18 protein-coding genes are annotated in these 18,810 nt (G+C 70.3%); 11 read left to right on the plus strand and 7 right to left on the minus strand.

What is annotated here, in order from left to right; translation table 11 throughout:
- Positions 1-4 precede the first annotated feature (4 nt).
- Positions 5-667 (plus strand): hypothetical protein, encoded by a 663-nt coding sequence (locus V6V89_RS05565; RefSeq protein WP_334617840.1) that lies wholly within the window; start codon positions 5-7, stop codon positions 665-667.
- Complete coding sequence (locus V6V89_RS05570) at positions 664-1,977, plus strand: hypothetical protein (protein WP_334617841.1); 1,314 nt, start codon at positions 664-666, stop codon at positions 1,975-1,977. The genes V6V89_RS05565 and V6V89_RS05570 overlap by 4 nt, the downstream gene beginning before the upstream one ends.
- On the opposite strand, the gene V6V89_RS05575 is transcribed toward V6V89_RS05570, so the two are convergent.
- A complete protein-coding gene (locus V6V89_RS05575; RefSeq protein WP_334617842.1) occupies positions 1,953-3,332 on the minus strand; it encodes a hypothetical protein in 1,380 nt (459 codons plus the stop codon). The genes V6V89_RS05570 and V6V89_RS05575 overlap by 25 nt on opposite strands.
- A 167-nt stretch (positions 3,333-3,499) precedes the next feature.
- Here V6V89_RS05575 and V6V89_RS05580 point away from each other — a divergent pair, with 167 nt between their 5' ends.
- Complete coding sequence (locus tag V6V89_RS05580) at positions 3,500-4,297, plus strand: RNA polymerase sigma factor SigF (RefSeq protein ID WP_334617843.1); 798 nt, start codon at positions 3,500-3,502, stop codon at positions 4,295-4,297.
- 50 nt (positions 4,298-4,347) lie between these two features.
- Here the strand turns inward: V6V89_RS05580 and V6V89_RS05585 are convergent, their stop codons facing one another.
- Positions 4,348-7,080 carry a cellulose binding domain-containing protein gene (locus V6V89_RS05585; protein WP_334617844.1) on the minus strand — a complete coding sequence of 911 codons (2,733 nt, stop codon included), beginning with the start codon at positions 7,078-7,080 and terminating at the stop codon, positions 4,348-4,350.
- A gap of 284 nt (positions 7,081-7,364) precedes the next feature.
- On the opposite strand from V6V89_RS05585, the gene V6V89_RS05590 reads away from it, so the two are divergent.
- Positions 7,365-7,643 (plus strand): hypothetical protein, encoded by a 279-nt coding sequence (locus V6V89_RS05590; protein ID WP_334617845.1) that lies wholly within the window; start codon positions 7,365-7,367, stop codon positions 7,641-7,643.
- On the opposite strand, the gene V6V89_RS05595 is transcribed toward V6V89_RS05590, so the two are convergent.
- A complete protein-coding gene (locus V6V89_RS05595) occupies positions 7,608-7,763 on the minus strand; it encodes a hypothetical protein (protein WP_334617846.1) in 156 nt (51 codons plus the stop codon). The genes V6V89_RS05590 and V6V89_RS05595 overlap by 36 nt on opposite strands.
- 17 nt (positions 7,764-7,780) lie before the next feature.
- On the opposite strand from V6V89_RS05595, the gene V6V89_RS05600 reads away from it, so the two are divergent.
- Positions 7,781-8,425, plus strand: a complete 645-nt coding sequence (locus V6V89_RS05600) for a hypothetical protein (RefSeq protein WP_334617847.1) — start codon at positions 7,781-7,783, stop codon at positions 8,423-8,425.
- On the opposite strand, the gene V6V89_RS05605 is transcribed toward V6V89_RS05600, so the two are convergent.
- Positions 8,422-9,003 carry a hypothetical protein gene (locus V6V89_RS05605; protein WP_334617848.1) on the minus strand — a complete coding sequence of 194 codons (582 nt, stop codon included), beginning with the start codon at positions 9,001-9,003 and terminating at the stop codon, positions 8,422-8,424. The two genes, V6V89_RS05600 and V6V89_RS05605, sit on opposite strands and share 4 nt — an antisense overlap.
- Positions 9,004-9,095: 92 nt before the next feature.
- On the opposite strand from V6V89_RS05605, the gene ligD reads away from it, so the two are divergent.
- On the plus strand, positions 9,096-10,295 hold the full coding sequence (ligD, locus tag V6V89_RS05610; RefSeq protein ID WP_334617849.1) for a non-homologous end-joining DNA ligase: 1,200 nt from the start codon (positions 9,096-9,098) through the stop codon (positions 10,293-10,295).
- Here ligD and V6V89_RS05615 read toward each other — a convergent pair.
- Positions 10,268-10,597, minus strand: a complete 330-nt coding sequence (locus V6V89_RS05615; RefSeq protein WP_334617850.1) for an ArsR/SmtB family transcription factor — start codon at positions 10,595-10,597, stop codon at positions 10,268-10,270. The two genes, ligD and V6V89_RS05615, sit on opposite strands and share 28 nt — an antisense overlap.
- A 42-nt stretch (positions 10,598-10,639) precedes the next feature.
- Between V6V89_RS05615 and V6V89_RS05620 the strand changes: the two genes are divergently transcribed.
- Complete coding sequence (locus tag V6V89_RS05620; RefSeq protein WP_334617851.1) at positions 10,640-11,620, plus strand: cellulose binding domain-containing protein; 981 nt, start codon at positions 10,640-10,642, stop codon at positions 11,618-11,620.
- On the opposite strand, the gene V6V89_RS05625 is transcribed toward V6V89_RS05620, so the two are convergent.
- On the minus strand, positions 11,617-12,888 hold the full coding sequence (locus tag V6V89_RS05625; protein WP_334617852.1) for a YibE/F family protein: 1,272 nt from the start codon (positions 12,886-12,888) through the stop codon (positions 11,617-11,619). The genes V6V89_RS05620 and V6V89_RS05625 overlap by 4 nt on opposite strands.
- 64 nt (positions 12,889-12,952) lie before the next feature.
- Between V6V89_RS05625 and V6V89_RS05630 the strand changes: the two genes are divergently transcribed.
- Positions 12,953-13,504: a TetR/AcrR family transcriptional regulator gene (locus V6V89_RS05630; protein WP_334617853.1), complete on the plus strand. Its 552-nt coding sequence runs from the start codon at positions 12,953-12,955 to the stop codon at positions 13,502-13,504.
- A gap of 24 nt (positions 13,505-13,528) precedes the next feature.
- Positions 13,529-14,176: a hypothetical protein gene (locus tag V6V89_RS05635; RefSeq protein ID WP_334617854.1), complete on the plus strand. Its 648-nt coding sequence runs from the start codon at positions 13,529-13,531 to the stop codon at positions 14,174-14,176.
- On the opposite strand, the gene V6V89_RS05640 is transcribed toward V6V89_RS05635, so the two are convergent.
- Entirely contained in the window at positions 14,173-15,462 is a 1,290-nt protein-coding gene (locus V6V89_RS05640) for an adenylosuccinate synthase (RefSeq protein WP_334617855.1), read from the minus strand. The genes V6V89_RS05635 and V6V89_RS05640 overlap by 4 nt on opposite strands.
- Before the next feature lie 126 nt (positions 15,463-15,588).
- Here V6V89_RS05640 and V6V89_RS05645 point away from each other — a divergent pair, with 126 nt between their 5' ends.
- Together V6V89_RS05645 and V6V89_RS05655 are read left to right on the plus strand one after the other, a co-directional pair.
- Positions 15,589-16,422, plus strand: coding sequence for a hypothetical protein (locus tag V6V89_RS05645; RefSeq protein ID WP_334617949.1), 834 nt, complete (start codon positions 15,589-15,591; stop codon positions 16,420-16,422).
- Between the two features lie 489 nt (positions 16,423-16,911).
- On the plus strand, positions 16,912-18,801 hold the full coding sequence (locus V6V89_RS05655) for a chromosome partitioning protein (RefSeq protein ID WP_442935075.1): 1,890 nt from the start codon (positions 16,912-16,914) through the stop codon (positions 18,799-18,801).
- The last annotated feature ends 9 nt before the right edge of the window (positions 18,802-18,810 follow it).

Genomic DNA, 18,810 nt, shown 5'->3' on the forward strand with positions numbered 1-18,810 from the left:
GCGCATGACCACGCCGCCGCAGCAGCCCGTGCCGGAAGAGATACGCAGCCACCGGGCGCCACCCGGTCCCGTGCAGCGCGCCAGCACCAAGGCGAGCGTGGGCACCCTGCTCATCGCCGCACTGGCCATCGGCGGGCTCATCGCGAGCTGGCGTCCGCTGGGCGGTGGCAGCACCGACGAACGTGAGCGGCCGTTCGTCCGGGCGGGACAGGTGGGAGAAACGGTGTCGGTCCGCGTCTTCGACGCGAAGGTGGTCAGCGTCCGCGGTGCGGGGAAGGTCAGGCTCAGAGGCGGGGCGATCGATACTGGCGGCGTGTGGATCCTGGTCCGTACCCGGATCACGGCCACCGACGAGGAGACCACGGTGGGGTACGCCGCACTCCGGGACGCCCGCGACCGGGTTTTCCTCGCGTCCACCCGGATCCAGCAGGAGATGACCGGCGGTCGCTCTTTCCAGCCCGGCATCCCGGTCGAGGGCGAGTTTGTGTTCGAAGTACCGCGTGACGCGGCGACCAACCTCACCCTGCTGCTCGCCAGGCAGTCGATTGACCACCGGATGGACGCGATGGCCGAGATCGAGCTGTCCGCGTACGACAGCCCGACGATCGACAAGTGGGCCGCCACGCCAGATCCCGTCACGATCGTCGAGCCTGAGGCCGTCCCATGAGCCAGCCATCGCCGTGGGCGCCGCCGCCACCGGCGGAGCAGGCGTGGACGCCGCCTTCCGACGCCACCGTCGTGCTGCCCAGTCCAGATGGCACCGCGCCGCCAGCTGAGCCCAAGACGCTGTCCGACGAGGCGGACACGGCCGTCTTCCAGCGGCTGGATCCAGACACCGCCGCGCTGCCGCAGGTGGCTCCGCCACCGCCCCGGCCCACCGCGCCACCGCCTCCTGGCGTGGCACAACAGGCACCGCCGCCACCCGGGGCGCCGCACGTGATGCCGCCGGCGTGGCCAGCCCCACACCCTTACTCACCTCCACCGGCCGCAGCGCCCGTCGCATCGCCGCCCGTTCCCGGTGGGCCATCCATGTGGGCGCCGCCCGCCGCGCCGCCCCTGGTGGCGCAACCCGCACCCTTCGCCGCGTCCGTGCCGGCCGCGCCACCACCGCCCACGCCGACGCCCCCCGGCCCCATACCGGCCGCACCACCGCCCGGCTGGGCCTCGCCGCCCGGCGCGCCGCCACTCACCGCGCCGCCACACGCATCGCCATTCACCGCGCCGCCATTCACCGCGCCGCCATTCACCGCGCCGCCACACGCGACGCCGCCGCCCGGGTGGGCCCAGCCGGCCATGGGCGCTGCCCCTTCGGGCGCCGCCGCGCCGCCGGGCATGCAGCCTTCGCACGCATCGCTCGGGCAGGCACCTCAGCCGGGGCAGGCATCCGAGCAAGCGCCGCCTGGGCAGGCGCCGCCTCCGGGAGAGGTGCCGGAGGCGCTCGCACCGCGTGGGTGGTGGCGGCGCAACCTGTGGGGCCTGCTCGCGGTGGTGCCGCTATTCGCCCTCGCCATCGGCCCGTCTGCCAAGGATGGATTCGACCGCTTCAACAGGATCGAGCACTACCGACCGATCACAACCGGCGCGGACGGCTGGGTGGACTTCTCCGGCGTGCGGATCAAGCTGGTGGAGGTGTCACCGACCACCGATGCCAAGACCTTTGGCGGCGACCCGTTCGTGCTACCCGACGGTCTCACCCTGTGGCGGGTCACGATCACGATCGAGGCGCCCAGCACCAACGCGCTCGCCGGCTGCGCCGTCAAGCTCGAAGACAAGGCAGGCCGGCTCTTCGGCAGCGACCCCAGCGAGGTGGACGGCGCCCGCCTGCCGTACCCAGGCTGTATGCCGGAAGACGACAAGGCACCGCCGCCGTTCCAGGTGGTGAACTACTTCGTCATGCCCGAGTCCGCCGCCCCGGCGGCGGTGCACATCACGCGGTCGAGCGAGACGCCGCGCTACGCCAGGTTCCCGGTCGGCTGAGGCTCCTCGCTCGTCGTCTCGGCGGGCTCCGGCTCGGCCGGCGGCTGGAGGCGCAGCACCCGGTCGACCGCCGCACCGAGTAGGCAGGCGAGCAGTACGACGCCGACCGCGTCGTTGACCACGGAGAGCGGCCCGGACAGCGGCCACCAGACGCTGCCCAGCTCGCGGGGTCCGATGAGGAGCCGTTCCAGCTCCCACATCCACTGCTGCGCGGTCTGCGCGATCAGGAAGGACAGGCAGAACAGCAGCATCGGCGCCAGACCGGCACGCAACATCAGCCGCAGGCTCTGCACGAGGGGCGCGAAGCGGTCGCGTACGTCGGTGGTGAGGTTGGTGCCGACGACGCGTACCGGCTTCGGCAGCCCCTGCCACCACGAGTTTGCCCGCTGGAGCAACTCGGAGGCGGGCGGACCGGGTTCGACCAGCTTGTGGCCGTACACAACCGCGCCCACGGCCAGCCACGCGAGCGGCACGACGAGAACGGCGTCGGCGGATGAGATCGCGCTCACCAGCCACTCGCCGGCGCTGCGCGTCACGTTGGTGAGCGGGCCGAGCGACGACACAAAGCCTTCCCAGGCGTCGAGCAGCCACTGGACGACCTTGCGGCCGCGTACCCATTCGGTGACCGGGTCGCGCGCGGAGTTGAGCGCGACGACCGTGATGAGGATCCAGATGACCTCGACGTAGGCGCCGAGGATGGCCAGTGCCGGCCAGCGGCGGCCGCCCTGCCACCAGTTGAGCAGCCAGCGCAGCAGGATCGCGAACCCGACGACGATGGCGAGGGTCAGGGTGACGTCGAAGGGCAGGCGGTCCTCCAGGTTCTTGCTGAGCTCGCCGGGGTTGCTGAAGATCGCCGCGTCGTTGAAGGCGGCGTCTTCGAAGACCTCGTAGAAGTAGTTCGAGACGTCCGCCTGTAGGTAGCCCCATGAGGCGTACACGGCGAGGAAGGGCACCATCGCGCTCGCCAGGTAGTCGAGCAGCGTCTTCGGCCGGCGCTGTCCCTCGGCGGGCTCCGACGAGGGCGTCCGGGTCACGGCGGCCAGCCACGGCAGGGACGGCAGCACCGTCCGCAACATCAGCACCAGGGCGGCGAGGGTGGCGACCGGTCCGATGATCAGGATCAGCATGCCGAGTACGTCGTTCAGCTTGCTGGCCTGTACGGCGCTGATGAAGGCGAACTCGCGTACCGCGGCGCCGGCGAAGTAGAGCGCGAAGAGCACCGGCCAGTGCCGCCAGAGGAGCTTGGCCGAGGTACCGAGCACGGCACCGGTGTCGGCGAGCGCGCTGGCTAGCGTCCTACGCCGGCGCGCACGCGGTGGCCGTGGTGGCGCCGTCACTCCCCCCGTGGCAGTCACGCGGCACAGGCTAACGCAGTCGCACTGCTCGGCAAACCCCCTGTTCACGGCCAGTTAGCTGGGCAACCTCATACTTTCGGTTGACTTTTTTCCGGCTGTTCGGGTTACAGTGAGTCCACCTGTTGGGTATAAGGCGCGGACAAGGTGCAGGTGCAGGGAGGACCACCATGACCGCCACATACGCCCCCGCGTGGGCCGACGTCGACGATCGAACGCTCTCCGAGAGCGCCAGCGACGTGCTCGCCGCTATGGCCGCGCTGCCGGCCGGGCACCCCACTCGCATGGCGCTTCGCGACCGGGCCATCGAGGCGTGGCTGCCGCTGGCGCGCCACCTCGCGCAGCGCTTCGCCGGCCGTGCCGAGCCGATGGACGACCTGGTGCAGACCGCCACCGTCGGCCTCATCAAGGCCGTCGACAAGTTCGATCCCGATCGCGGCGTCGACTTCACCGGGTACGCGATCCCCACCATCGTCGGCGAGCTCAAGCGCCACTTCCGCGACCGGACCTGGGACGTGCGGGTGCCGCGGCGCCTCCAGGAGTTGCGGATGAGCATCGCCGAGGCGAGCAGCGTGCTCAACCAGTCGCTGGGCCGTTCGCCGACGGTGGCCGACATCGCGGCACACCTGAAGGTCTCCGAGGAGGACGTGCTGGAGGGCCTGGAGGGCGCTCGCGCGTACAACGCGGTGTCGCTCTCGATCCCCGCTGGCGACGGCGAGAGCGCGGTGCCGCTCGGAGATCTGCTCGGCGGGGAGGACCCCGAGTTCGAGCTTGCCGAGCTGCGCGTGGCTCTTGGACCCGCGCTCGCCGCCCTCGACGAGCGTGAGCAGCGCATTCTTACGCTGCGCTTCTACGGCAACATGACGCAGACCCAGATCGCCGAGCAGATCGGCGTGTCGCAGATGCACGTGTCGCGGCTGCTTGCACGCGCTCTCAACAAGCTCCGCGGCGAGCTCACTGACTTCTGAGAGTGTGGTGGGGGCGGCGACGCCGCCCCCACCACCACTGGCGCGTCAGGCTAGGCGACCGAGCAGGCCGACCCGTTCAACGTGAACGCGGTCGGCTTGGCGTTCGTCCCAGTCCAACTGCCGAGGAACCCGAACGTCACCGATCCGTTCGGGGAGATCGTGCTGGTGTAGCTGACGTTCCGGGCGGTGACGGTGGCACCGCTCTGAGTCTGCGTGGCGCCCCAGATCTGCGAGATCTGCTGCCCGTTCGCGAACGACCACACCAGCGTCCAGCCATTGACGGCCGAGCCGCTGGTGTTCTGGACGCGCACCTCACCCTGGAAGCCGCCGGTCCACTGGCCGGCCACCGAGTACGTCACCGCACACCCGCCCGTCGGGTTCGAGGTCGGCGGTGTGGTGGGTGGCGTCGTGGGCGGGGTGGTCGGAGGGGTGGTGGGTGGCGTCGTCGGTGGCGTGGTGGGCGGTGTCGTCGGCGGCGTCGTCGGAGTGCCGCCGGTCCGGTCCGCGTACAGCACACCCCGCCCGTTGGTGCCGAGGTAGACCCGGCCGTAGATGCGGGGATCGCCGGCGAGCGCCTCACCCATGTTGCCGTACTGGTGAGCGTCGTCGTTGATGCGCAGCCACGTCGTACCGCTGTTGTCCGAGCGGTACACGCCCTTGACGCCGTCGACCGTGCCGACCAGGAAGATCGCCTGGTACGACTGGCCGGGCGCCGCGCGTCCAAATGCGACGTTGACGGCCTCGGTGACGTTCGACAATTTGGTGAAGCTCGCACCGGAGTTGGTGGAGTGGAACAGCCCGCTGCTGCCGGCCAGCCAGATGTCGCCTTCGCGTCCCGGCACGGCCTTGAACTTCACGCCGGTGGTCGGCAGCCCGGCGGCCGCAGCTGTGAACGTCTGGCCGCCGTTGGTGCTGACGTAGAAGGTGCCGTTGCTGACGCCGTAGAACTTCTGCGGGTTGACCCGGTCAGACTCGATGACCGCGTTGGCCGGTACGCCCTGCGATTGCTGCCAGCTGTTGCCGAAGCCCACCGAGTAGTGCACCTGGATGCCGGAGTCGCCCGGCGCCCACACGAACCGGCTGCCGTCGGCCGCCGCGGCGATGGTGCCGCCGGAGTTGATGCCACCGGGTTCGCTGCCCTGGAACCAGTTGGCCCCGCCGTCGGTGGAGAACGCGGCGTGGCTGTCGTTCGGCCGGTCGGCGTCGGCGAAGTTGCCGGATCGCACCATCACGCTCGGGTTCAGTTCGGCGTAGTCGAGACTGGTGGTGCTGGTGAAGTACGGCTGCTGGAACATCATCGACGGTACGGCGTCGAGGTTGGTGTGCCGGAAACCGCCGATGTCACCGAGGCCGCTGATCAGCGAGGCGCCGGACGGCGGGCTGATCAGGTCGAGTACGGCCGTTTCCTCCAGCCCCTTGACCATGGGCCGGATGGTGACGGTGCCGCCGGTGTCCCAGTTCTTGAGGTTGGTGGCGCCGTAGATCGTGGCGCCCGTGCCGTACATGAAGCGGTTGCCGTCGAACGGGTCGATCTCGAGGGATTCGTTCATCCAGCCGAGCTTCGGCGCCTCCTCGGGCGGTTGGGGGTTGGCTCCGAGTGACAGCCATGGCACCGACGAGATGTCCATCGTGTAGCGCTTGGTGCGGCTGGGGTATCCGGCCCAGTCCCAGATGCGGGTCCACGTCGCGCCGCCGTCGGTGCTGCGGAAGAAGATCGCGTCCGGCCACCACGAGATCTGGGTGGCGACCATGATGGTGTTGGGCGCGGTGCGGTCGATCGTCAGGCCGCTGTAGCCGAAGTAGTCGTCAGCGCTGCTCGACGGGATCGGGCTGATCTGCGTCCACGCGCCGGTTGCGGTGTTGTACTTCCACACGTCGCCCTTGGCACCGTCGTACGGGCCGCCGGTGTCGCTGGTGGCGATGTAGAGGAAGCCGCCGGCGGTGTCCAACACTCCCTTGTGGGCGATGTACCCGGTCGGCTGGCCGGCTACCCGCTCCCAGGTGGTGCCGCCGTTCGTGGTGCGGTAGACGGTGTTCTCCTTATCCGCTACGCCCACGTAGATGGTCTGCGTGGCGTTTCCGGAGGTACCGCTGCGCTTGTCGAAGGTCACCCAGACGATGCCCTGGTTGTCGCCCTGGTACACGTCGCCGGGCACCGCCACGTAGTTGCCCGCGTTGGGGAAGTTGGTGACCTTCGCCCAGGTCGCGCCGTAGTCGGTGCTGCGCCACAGGCCGTTTCCGCTGGGTGCGCCCAGGTACAGGACGCTGTTGCGGTTGGGGTCGACCGCCAGCCGCTCGCCCATGCCGCGGCCCGGCATGTTGCCGCCGAGCTTGAACGGCAGCGCGGTGGTCTGCCAGGTCTTGCCCTTGTCGGTCGAGCGCAGGATGGCGCCGTTGTTGGGGTCCCAGTCGTTGGTGTACATGCCCGCGGCGACGTACACCCGGTTGGTCTGCACCGGGTCGGTGGCCATGCTGACCACGCCGTTGTAGCCCCACCGGTCCCAGCCCACCCAGTCGAGCAGTGGTGTCCAGGACTGGCCCGCCTGGTCCCACCGGTAGGCGCCGCCGATGTCGGTGCGCGCGTAGATCAGGTTGCGTTCGGTCGGGTTGAAGATGATCCCGGGTACGAACCCGCCGCCGTCGATCCGGACGTTCTTCCAGTTGTACGGGTCGGAGGCGGCGGCCGACGCTGGCGACGACGGGCTGAGGACTACCTGCGCCGCGACAGCCGTCACGCCGGCGGCCACGACCGCCGCGAGCGCGCCGACAAGAGTTCTTCGCATTATGGCTCCTAGAGTGAGCAAGCGCTTACCTAGACGGCGACCGCAGCGCACAGCGAGGATCAATGAGGGATCGCCTGCGCGGGTCTGACTGTCGGAAGCTGCCCAATGCTTCCACTCCGGCTCCGTGGCAGAGATTCACACATGTAGCTAAGTCGTGTCAATCGTTGGGCATGCCAACTAACTACCGACGGTGGTGAGCGGATACGGCCCTCGCCGAGCGGATCACGGCCGGCGCGCCCGGCGCTCGGCCGCTGTACGCCGGCTTCAACGCCTGTGTCGACCAGGTGCACCGCGGCTATCCGGAGACCGCCGCCGCGGCGATCCGCATCGGCAACCTGCTCGCGGCCGCGCGGGCGCGGCGCGGCTCGCCCGCGGCGGACCTGGCCGTCAGTCCGGACGCGACCTTCACGGACGACCTACCGCCGAGCGGGCCGTTGAGCGACGGCTGGCACGTCGAGTGCGCGCCCACGCCGTACCTTGCCCGGCCGGCCGCCACGATCGGCCTCGGCGACGCGTTCGTCGCCGGGCTACTCCTCGCCGGCTGCCTGCAACCGCTGCTGTAGGCGGGTGCGGATCTCCTCAGGGGTGTACGCGCGGCGGCGGCGCTCCGCCCGGACGATGACCGCTCCGGTGGCGGCCACTCCGACGAAGGCCGCCAACCCAAGTACCTTCCACCAGCGCATCCACATAGGGTAGTCGGATGGCCGGCACCGCGATCAGCCTGGACGAGGCCGTCAATCTGACCCGTATGGGCGACCTGTGGCTGTTTCGTGGCCGCTCGGGTCCCGATCGGGCCATCCAGTTCACCACCAACAGCCCGGTCAACCACGTCGGGATGGCCGTGGTCCTCGAAGACCTGCCGCCGATGATGTGGCACGCCGAGCTGGGCCGGGCGCTGCCCGACCTCTGGTCGGGCAACCACCACCGCGGCGTCCAGCTCCACGACCTGCGCTCGGCGGTGCTGGTGTGGGCCCGGCGGTACGGCCAGCGCGCCTGGCTGCGTCAGCTCGAGCCGCCGCCCAGCGTCGAGGAGGAAACCGCGGTGCTGCGTACGATCGCGCGGCTCGACGGCACGCCGTTTCCGTCGACCACCCAGCTCGCCTGGCGCTGGCTGCGCGGGCGGGCACCGGTCGGCACCCACCCGCGAAAGGCCAGCAGCGCGGCTCTGGAGAGCGCGTACTGCGCGGAGGTCGTCGGGATCACGTACGAGTCGATGGGGTTGCTCCCCGAGGGGCGCGACTCCAACTGGTACGACCCCGGGCGGTTCTGGAGCGGCGACGACCTGGGCCTCACCGGCGGATACCGGCTCGGCTCCGAGATCGCCGTAGACATACCGCCGGCTTAGCGCGACTGGAGCGCGTCGAGGCCGACCGCCATCGCGATGACCAGGCGCCGGTCGAGGCGCGGGTCGTCGATCGAGACCACGTACTTGTCGCGCAGGCCCCACTTCTTCACCACCGAGAACGCCGGCTGGCCGCCCTCGTAGACGAAGTCGAAGTGGTAGGGCAGCCACGACAGGGAGTCGACGAACCGGCGCAGGATCGCCACCGGCATGCTGCGCTCCTGACCGGTCGCCGGCGCCAGCCCGGGCTGCTCCACGATCCACGTCGAGCGCAGCAGCGACCGCTTGAAGTCCTTGCGGAACAGGCCCACCGACGTACCCGCCGAGTCGGTCACGTCGTAGGTGGCGCCTAGGTCCATCACCTGGCGGGCCTTGAAGGCGAGCACCGGGTACTGCTTGGTGTCGTCGGTGTACAGCGTGACCTGCTCCTTGAAGGCCAGCCGCTTCTGCTGCGCGAACGCGAGCAGCCCCGCCTCGGAACCATCCGGCCCGGCGGCGTGCACCTCGTACTGGTTGACCATCATGCGGATGCGCTGCCGCACGACGAGCTGCTGCTGCGCTTGAAGCTGCTGCAGATCCATGTGGTGTTTCCTCCCCTGTTGAATTGATCGGGGCGCAGTCTGCCACAGCTCGACAACCCCCGGGCAAGCCGTGCGCGACCTATGGTGAGGACATGGCGAAGTCGCAGGTCGTGGAGGCCGCCGGTCGCGAGGTGACGATCACCAACCCGGACAAGCTGCTCTTCCCGTCCGAGGGCCACACCAAGCTGGATCTGGTCAACTACTACCTGGCGGTGGCTGACGGCGCGCTGCGCGGCGTGTCCGGTCGCCCGATGATCCTCAAGCGGTTCGTGAAGGGCATCGGCGAGGAGGCGTTCTTCCAGAAGCGCGCCCCGTCGAACCGTCCGGAGTGGCTGGAGGTCGCGGAGCTGAACTACGCGTCCGGGCGCTCGGCCGACGAGATCGTCGTACGAGACGCAGCAGGTCTGGCGTGGGTGATCAACCTGGGCTGTGTCGACCTCAACCCGCACCCGGTGCGCGCGGAGGATCTCGATCACCCCGACGAGCTACGCATCGACCTCGACCCAGTGCCGGGCGTGGACTGGCGGCAGATCCTCGACGTCGCCGTCGTGGCAAAGGAGGTACTGGAGGACCACGGCCTGACCGCGTGGCCGAAGACGTCCGGGTCGCGAGGCTTTCACATCTACACGCGCATCCACCCGCACTGGTCGTACCGGGACGTGCGGCTGGCCGCCGAGACGGTGGCGCGCGAGGTGGAAAACCGTGCTCCCGAGCTCGCCACCAGCAAGTGGTGGAAGGAGGAGCGGCAGGGCGTCTTCGTCGACTTCAACCAGAACGCCAAGGACCGCACGGTCGCCTCGGCGTACTCGGTCAGGCCAACCCCGGACGCCCGAGTCTCGACCACGCTGGCTTGGGCGGAGGTGCCCGCCTGCCGGCCGGATGAGTTCACGCTGCCGGCCGTGCTGGAGCGACACGCGGCGAGCGGCGACCCGTGGAAAGGCATCGAGGACACGGCCGGGTCGCTGGAGGCCCTGCTCGACCTGGCAAAGCGGCTCGGCCCGGCCGAGAAGCCGCCTAAGGGCACCGGACGCCGGCAGTCGACGATGCCGCTGATCGAGATCGCCCGCGCCAAGACGAAGGACGAGGCGATGGCGGGGCTTGCGCGCTGGAAGGAGCGGCACCCGTCGGTCGTGCGGCACCTGGAGGCCGCCGACACCCTGGTCGACGGGATGCGCGGCCGCAGCTCGATCTGGTATCGGATCCGGGTCAACCTGCAGCACGTGCCGGAGGCCGAGCGACCCGAGCAGGAGCCGCTGGAGGTCGACTACAACCCCTGGGTGCGCGACGAGTAGGTCGTGTACTTGCCGATCCACCGGTCGTGGATCAGCTGGATCGGCACCGGGTCGAGGAAGTGCAGCTTCTCCCGGCCAGAGCGGCGGGTCGCGACCAGTCCCGCATCTTCGAGCACGCGCAGGTGCTTCATCACTCCGAAGCGGGTCATCGCAAGCTCGGACTCAAGCTCGGTGAGCGTGCGGCCGTCGCGAGCGAACAGCAGGTCGAGCAGGTATCGCCGGGTCGGATCGGCCAGCGCCTTGAAAACCCGGTCGTCGTCGACCACCATCTCAAAATAGGTGACCCAATAGTCACAGGTCAAGTTCGACCAGTCCTCTAGTCAAGCCTAGTAACGTCTATAGATATGCGCCGATCTACATTCGCCCGGGCAGCCGCCGCGCTGGTCGGTTGCGTCGCCGCCATCACCGTCCTCCCCACGCCCGCCCACGCGGCCACGGCGACGTTCACCAGAGAGAGCCAGTGGTCATCCGGGTACGTCGGCAAGATGACCGTGCTCAACGACGCGACGTCCACCATCACATCCTGGCGGGTGGAGTTCGACCTCCCCGCCAGCACCACCATCACAAACCACTGGGGCGCCACGCTCGTGCGCACCGGCAACCGGTACGCCTTCACCAACCTGCCCTGGAACGGCACGCTCGCCGCCAACGCCTCGACCCACTTCGGCTGGGTGGCAAGCGGCACCGGCACGCCCACGAACTGCACCGCCAACTCGGGGCCGTGCACCGGCACACCCAACCCGGGCCGGCTCGACGTCGAGCCGCCTACCACGCCCGCGAACGTACGCAGCACCACCAACGGGAGCACCGTCACGATCTCCTGGGATCCGTCCACAGACGACACCGGCGTGGTCGCGTACGAGTTCTGGAGCTCGACCGGGCGCGTCAGCTCCTCGACCAGCACCACCCACTCGATGCCAATACCGCCACCAGCGATCCTGACGTACGGCATCCGCGCGGTCGACGCGGCCGGCAACGCCTCCGTAACCGCGCCGGTCCACTTCGGACAGCTGACCGACACCACGCCGCCCACCACTCCGACGAACGGGCGCGTCAGCAGCTTGCACACCGCGCAGGGCCAGCTCGGCGTGGCGTGGGAAGCCTCGCGCGACAACGTCTTCGTCCTCGGATACGAGGTCACGCTGAACGGCCGGGTGATCCGCTCGGTCGGCGGCACTACAAGCTACGTCCCCTACACGGGCTACGGCACGTACTGGGTGACGGTGCGGGCGTTCGACCCGTCGGGCAACTACTCCACACCGCTCGCGTTCGGGATCGCGATCGACCCGCCGCCGCCGACCCCAACTCCGACGGTAGGTGGCTAGGCCCAGTCGTCGCGGCGCTGGCTGAGCGCGGCCAGCGGCGCGTCGGAGTCGGTGCGCGGCCGGGAGGCGTGGCGACTGCGGCGCTTGCCCGTCGCGGTCACCACCGCGGCGAGGGCGGTGGTGATCGGCACCGCCGCGATCAGCCCCATCGTCGCCACCACGCTGCGCACGATCTCCTGCGCGAGGAACTCGCTGGTCAAGGTGTCGGTGACCGCCCGGCCGGCCGCCACGATCAGCAGCAGCACCGGCAGGGACGCACCGGCGTACGCGAGCACGATCGTGTTGACGGTCGAGGCGATGTGCGCGCGGCCGACGCGGGTCGCGGCGCGGTAGAGCTCCAGGCGGCCCAGTGACGGATTGGCCCGGGCGAGCTCGGTCACCGTCGCCGATTGAGTCACGGTGACGTCGTCCAGTACGCCGAGCGAGCCGATGATGATGCCGGCCAGCAGCAGACCGTGCAGGTCGACCCCGGACTGGATGAACGACAGGGTGGTGGCGTTTTCGTCCCCGTACCCGGTCAGATGGGTGACCGAGGTCGCGACGGCACCCAGTACACCTGTCAGCACCAGGCTGGCGAGCGTGCCGAGCACCGCGACGGACGTCTGGGCGTTGACGCCGTGGGTCAGGTAGAGCACCACGAACATGATCAACGCGGCCCCGACGACCGCGACCAGCAGCGGCGGCTCACCGGCCCTGATCGCTGGCAGCACGAAGATCAGCAGGATCGCGAAGCTGGCCGCCAAACCGCCGAGCGCGGCAAGGCCGCGCCAGCGGCCGAAGCCGACGATGGCGGCGGCGAAGAGCACCACCAGCCAGACCAGCGGCTGGCCGCGCTGGTGATCCGCGATGTTGTACGTGCTGATGGTCGGATCGTCAGGATCGCTTAGCACGACGAGGACCACATCGTCGCCCACGCCCACCTCGGGCGCGCCGGGCCCGGCCGGGATGGGCGCCGTGACCTCTTTGCCCTTGTCGGGCCCGTCGTCGACCTTGACCGTCACCGTCCCGCACGGCCCCTGGGGCACGCTGGACGGCACCTCGGACGCGGGCGGGCAGGTCTGCTCGACCACCTGCGTGACCGTGCCATGGTGGCGCGCGACCTCGTCGTCGGCCTGCGCGGCCGGCGGGGTGTCGCGCGGCCACAGGATGGCCGTGGCCACCACCGTGACCGCGAAGAGCGGGATCACGGTGGCGGCAAGGATCTTGCGGACCCGCGGCGGCGCCGGTGAGGGGCTGTCGGCCGGGGTGTGCACGTGGTCGCTGCCCATGACCCGGCCAGGCTACCCCGCCCGGTAATTGACAACGCAAGCTAACGGCATTAGCTTTCTAGCTATGTCTCGTAGGGTCGGTCTCTCCACCACCGCAGTCGTCGACGCCGCCGTCGAAGTGATCGATGAGAACGGCCTCGACGCGCTCACGCTCGCAGCCGTCGCCAGCCGCACCGGCGTAGCCGCCCCGTCCCTCTACAAGCACGTCGGCAGCCTGGGCGAGCTACGCACGCTGGTCGGCCTGCGCCTGTTGGAGGAGATGACGGAGCGCTTCACGACCGCGGTCGTCGGCCGCAGCGGCGTCGAGGCCCTAGCCATCCTGATGCGGGAGTACAGGGCATTCGTCGTCGAACACCCCGCGCGCTACGCCGCGATGCCCGCCGACCCCCTGAACGACCCGGCACTGGCCGCCGCCGGCACCAAGCTGCTCAACGTATTCCTGGCCGTGCTGCGCGGGCACGGCATCGAAGGCCCCGAGGCGATACACGCCACGAGGTGCGCCCGCGCGATCACGCACGGCTTCGCGTCGATCGAAGCGAGCGGCGGCTTCGGCCTGCCCGAAGACCTCGACGAGACCTACGAGCAGCTGATCCAGATGTACATCGCCAGCGTCTGACCCTGCTCTTCCAGGAGACTTCCCGTGTCGCCATCCCTCACCCGCACGCGCCTCGGCGCGCTCGCAATCGCCCTCGCCGGGGCCCTTTTCATCCTGTACCCCGCCGTCCGCCCCTGGCACGACGAGTCCACAGTCGACGGCGCCATCGCGTCGATGAGCTCGGGAGCCTGGGTCGCGTCACACCTGTTCGCGATGATCGGCTTCATCCTGGTGCCGCTCGCGCTGCTGGCACTGCGAGGCGTGCTCGCCGCCACCCGATCGGAGCGGCTCGCCTTAACCGGGGCGATCACCGCGTGGATCGGCGCCGGCCTGACCCTGCCGTACTACGGCGCCGAAGACTTCGGCCTGCACGAGATCGCGTCTTCGGCTGACGTCGACCGCATCGACCTGCTCGCCGTGGCGGAGGCGGTACGCATGAACCCGGTCGCCACCACGACGTTCGCCATCGGCCTGCTGGCACTGGGTGCCGGTGCGGTCATGGCAGCCGTGGCCGTCTGGCGCTCGGGTGTGCTGGCCCGCTACAGCGGCATCCCCTTCGCGGTCGGATTCGCGCTGTTCATCCCGCAGTTCTACGCGCCGGCCGCCGTCCGGATCGCCCACGGCGCGCTGGTCGGCGCGGGCTGTGCCTGGCTGGCGTGGGAGATCCGGAAGGCGGCGTCACCACAGAATTAGCCGAGGAGGTCGTGGCGGACCACGTTCTCCTCGCGGCCGGGGCCGACGCCCACGATCGAGACCCGGGTGTCGACCAGCTCCTCGATGCGCTCCACGTACGCGCGGGCGGCCGGGGGAAGATCGCTGAAGACGCGAGCCTTGGTGATGTCCTCCCACCAGCCCGGGTGCTCCTCGTACACCGGGCGGGCGTGGTGAAACGCGGTCTGCGTCATCGGCATCGTGTCGACCCGCTCGCCGTCGATCTCGTAGCCCACGCAGATCGGCACCCTTTCCAGGCCAGTCAGCACGTCGAGCTTCGTCACCACCAGGTCGGTGATGCCGTTGAGGCGGGTCGCGTATCGCGCCACCACCGCGTCGAACCAGCCGCATCGGCGCTCCCGGCCGGTAGTCGTGCCGTACTCGGCACCGATCTTGCGAAGGTGGGCGCCGTTGTCGTCGAACAACTCCGTCGGGAACGGCCCCGACCCCACCCGGGTCGTGTACGCCTTGGTAACGCCGATGACCTTGGAGATGGCGGTCGGCGGGATGCCCGCACCGACGCACGCCCCACCCGCCGACGGGTTGGACGAGGTCACGAACGGGTACGTGCCGTGGTCCATGTCGAGCATGGTGGCCTGAGCGCCCTCCAGCAGCACCGTGTCGCCGCGGTCCAGCGCGTCCCACAGGATCGTGCGGGTCTCCGCGATGTACGGCCGCAGCCGCTCCGCGTACGCCAGGTACTCCTCGACGACAGCCGCCGGATCCAGCGCCTTGCGGTTGTACACCTTGAACATGATCTGGTTCTTCTCGCGAAGCACCAGCTCGAGCTTCTTGCGGAGGATGCCCGGGTCCAGCAGGTCCTGCACGCGGATCCCGATCCGCGCCACCTTGTCGCCGTACGCCGGACCGATCCCGCGCCCCGTCGTGCCGATCCGCGACGAACCCAGGTAGCGCTCCACCACCCGGTCGAGTGCCCGGTGATGCGGCATGATCAAGTGGGCGTCGCCCGAAATGCGGAGCCGCGAGACGTCGACGCCACGCTCCGCAAGGCCGTCGATCTCCGCGATCAGCACCTTCGGGTCCACCACGACCCCGTTGCCGATCACAATCATCGCGTTGGGTGACAATGCGCCGGACGGCATCAGGTGTAGTGCGTACTTCTGACCGTCCGGAGTGATCACAGTGTGGCCGGCGTTGTTACCGCCCGAGTAACGGACCACGTAGTGGACCCGCTCGCCCAGCAGGTCGGTAACCTTGCCTTTGCCCTCGTCGCCCCACTGCGCGCCGATGAGCACGATCGCTGGCATCTTTTTCCCGCCTCCAGGGGCTCGGGTGCCAGGTGGCGACCGCGTGGCGAGCCCGAGGTGTCAGGCTAACAAGAAGTGACGGCCAGGTCAGAGCTGGCCACGGAGATCAGCAGGGGGTCACCGGCGGTGTACGACGTGGTGTTGCTCACCCTCGGTGCCGGCTGCGGCTCCCCACGGGTACCCGTGCTGTCCTGCGCCGACGCGCTGAGCGCCGGCGGCGCGAAGGTCGAAACCGTCACCGCCGACTCCGACGCCGAGATCGACGCCGTGCTCGACGGGCGCCGCGTGATCGTCGCCACCGCCGCCGACGGCCAGCTGCGGGCCGTCGTGCGCCGACTCGTGCGGCGGTACGCGCCAGCGCCCAGCAAGCGCCCCGCCGACCTGCCGCCGAACCGCACCATCCCCGACCTGCCGGCCATCGGCGTCCTGCCCATGGACCCGGTAGGCGACGACCTGGCGGCTCGGCTCGGCCTGCCCCGCGATCCCGCAGACGTCGCCGCCGCGGTGCTCGGCGAAAAGGTGCGCCGATTTGACCTGCTCCGCAACGATGGTGGCTCGGTGACGCTGGACGGCGCACTGGTGGGCGGCACCGGGCCGTCCTCTTGGCGCGGACGGGTGGAGGTCGACGACGCTGTGCTCAGCGACGGACAAGACCCGATCCTCGCGTGCGCGGTCGGCAACTCCACCGGATATACGCAGTTTGACGGCTTTCCCCTGCTCACCGGGCCCGACCCGGCCGACGGCGTCGTCGAGGTCGCGGTCGCCGTCCCGGTGGTCACGCGCCGCCTGCTGCGCCAGCCGCGCCTGCGGCTGGAGGTCCGCCGGGCGCGCGGTCGCGCCGTGGCCATCACGCCGCGCGATGAGGAGATCGGGTACATCGACGACGGTGTCGAAGCCACGTTGAGCCACAAACGTTCGTGGTGGGTCGAGCCGGGTGCTTGGGCGGTGTACGTCCGCTGACCTCTGTGCGAGGCTGCGGGGCGAGAGGAGGTAGAAACGGTGGAGGACAACCGGGGGCCCCGCCAGGTGCCAGTCGGGCCGAACCGAGGTGTGAAGCCGCTCTGGCCAACCGATGACTACGTCCCGGAGGACGTGCCAGCCGCGCCTCCCGCCGCACCGGCCCCGCCCCCAGCCCCGCCGGCCGACCTCTCACCCGTATTGCCGCCGGCGGTCGAGCTACCTCCGATCCCGCATGGTGGGTCAGGCACGGTCGCCGCTTCCTTCTCGGCCGAGCCGCAGCACATGGTCGCCGGTTCGTATCCGCCCGATCGCGAGCTCCCGCCGTTCGGGTCACTAGCCGCCGTCCCGCCGCCACCCATGTCGCCGCCCGGGCCTCCGGCCGCCTCGCCTTCCGACGCGGTGCCGCCCGCGCCGCCGGCCGTATCGCCGGTCCACGCGCCGCCGTCCGGCCCTCCGGCCATGGGTCCGCCGGTCATGGGGCCGCCCGCCATGGGTCCGCCGGCGGCCGTTGGCCGGACGTGGCCGGAGCAGTCCGCCGGCTCGCCGGCCGTGGGTCCGCCGCCTGCGGGCGAGTTTGCGCAGCTGCCGCCGCCCGCCGACTGGGCCGGGTCGGGCGACAAGCTGCCGCCGGGGGTGTGGCCGCTGACCGGCAGCACCGATCTGGAGCCGCCGACGCCCATCCACGCGGGCCAGCCGATCGTCACCACGCCGCCGGCCGGCATCCCGGTCTCCGGCCCGCTGGCAGGTGCCGGACCGTTCGCCGCGCCAGGTTCCGCGCCTCCCCACGATGGCTCGCCGTCTACCGCGCCGTCGTCGGCGCCACCCGCACCCCCGCCCTACGCAGGCCCGCCGTCTACCGCGTCGCCGTCGTCCGGCCCGCCCTACGCAGGCCCGCCGCTTGCCGCGCCATCGTCGGCGCCGCCTTCGTCCGGCCCGCCCTATGCGGGGCCTCCAGCGTCCGTGCCACCCGCCTACGGCCCTCCGCCGTCCGCTCCTCCGCCCTACCCGGGTCCGGCTGTGCAGCCCTCGTCGGCGCCACCGGCGTCTGGGCCGCCTTTCGCAGAGGCCGCTGGGCAGCCGTCGTTGCAGGCGCCCCCGTTTGGCGTGCCCGCGCAGCCGGCCCACGCGTCCGGGCACTCGGCGCCCCCGCCTCCGCAGGCACATCTCCAGAGCCCGCCGGTGTCGCACCATCCCGCGACCCCGCACGCGCCGGGGCCGCTGGCACCGCACCACGCCGCCCAGCCAGTCGAGCACGGGCAGGGGTTGCAGCCGCCGTCCGACCCATGGGCGACGACGGCGCCGATCAGCCACTCGCCAGCTTCGCCATGGGCCACACCACCGACCACCCACCAGCAGCCACCACCCCAGCAAGCACCATCGCCCGCCCCGGTCCCGACACCGCCTCCGTCGCAGGCGTACACCGAGCACACCTGGGCGCCGGAGGCTGGAGCGCCGACGGCGGAAGAGTTCGCCCGCCGTCGCGCCGCGAAGCCTGCTGACCCGGTCGCGCGCACCGGCGTACGGGCGGCCGTCAACAAGAGCACGCTGGGTCTGGTGAAGCTGGCGCCCGGCCGGGACGAGATGGAGTTCCGGCAGGACATCGAGAAGGTGCGGCGCAACTTCGGTGGGCTTCGCCAGGTCACCGTGGTCAACCCGAAGGGCGGCGCCGGCAAGACGGTCGCTGTGCTGTTGCTGGCGATGACGTTCGGTCAGAAGCGCGGCGGTTACGTGCTGGCCTGGGACAACAACGAGACCCAGGGCACGCTCGGCATGCGGGCGCAGCAGGACTTCCACAGCCGCACGGTGCGCGACATGCTGCGCGATCTCTCGAACTTCCAGGGCGCCCGGGGCCGGGTCGGAGACCTTTCGCAGTACGTGCGGGCGCAGGGTGAGGGCATGTTCGACGTACTGGCGTCGGATGAGTCGGCCACAGCCGGTGAGATGCTGACCGCGCACGCGTTCGGCGAGATCCGCGAGGTCGTCAGCCGGTTCTACAAGCTGATCGTGGTGGACACCGGAAACAACGTGCGGGCGCAGAACTGGCAGGCCGCCATCGACGCCACCGACCAGCTCGTGGTGACGATGTCGGCCCGTAACGACTCCGCCGAGACCGCTGCCCGGATGCTCGACCACCTGGAGCAGACTGGACGCACCCGACTGGTACGGCAGGCTGTGACCGTGGTGTCGATGCCGCCGCGCGCCCGCGACATCGACCTGCCGCCGATCCAGCGCCACTTCGCCGCCCGCACCCGGGCGGTACTAGTCGCGCCCTACGACCGGCTGATCGACACCGGCGAGCCGCTCCGATACGGCCAACTCTCCAGCGCCACCCTCGACGCCTGGCTAAGAGTGGCGGCAGCAGTCTCCGAAGGCCTCTAGCCGACCTCC

This window comes from Micromonospora sp. CPCC 206061 (genome assembly GCF_036906915.1).
Classification (GTDB): Bacteria; Actinomycetota; Actinomycetes; order Mycobacteriales; family Micromonosporaceae; genus Phytohabitans.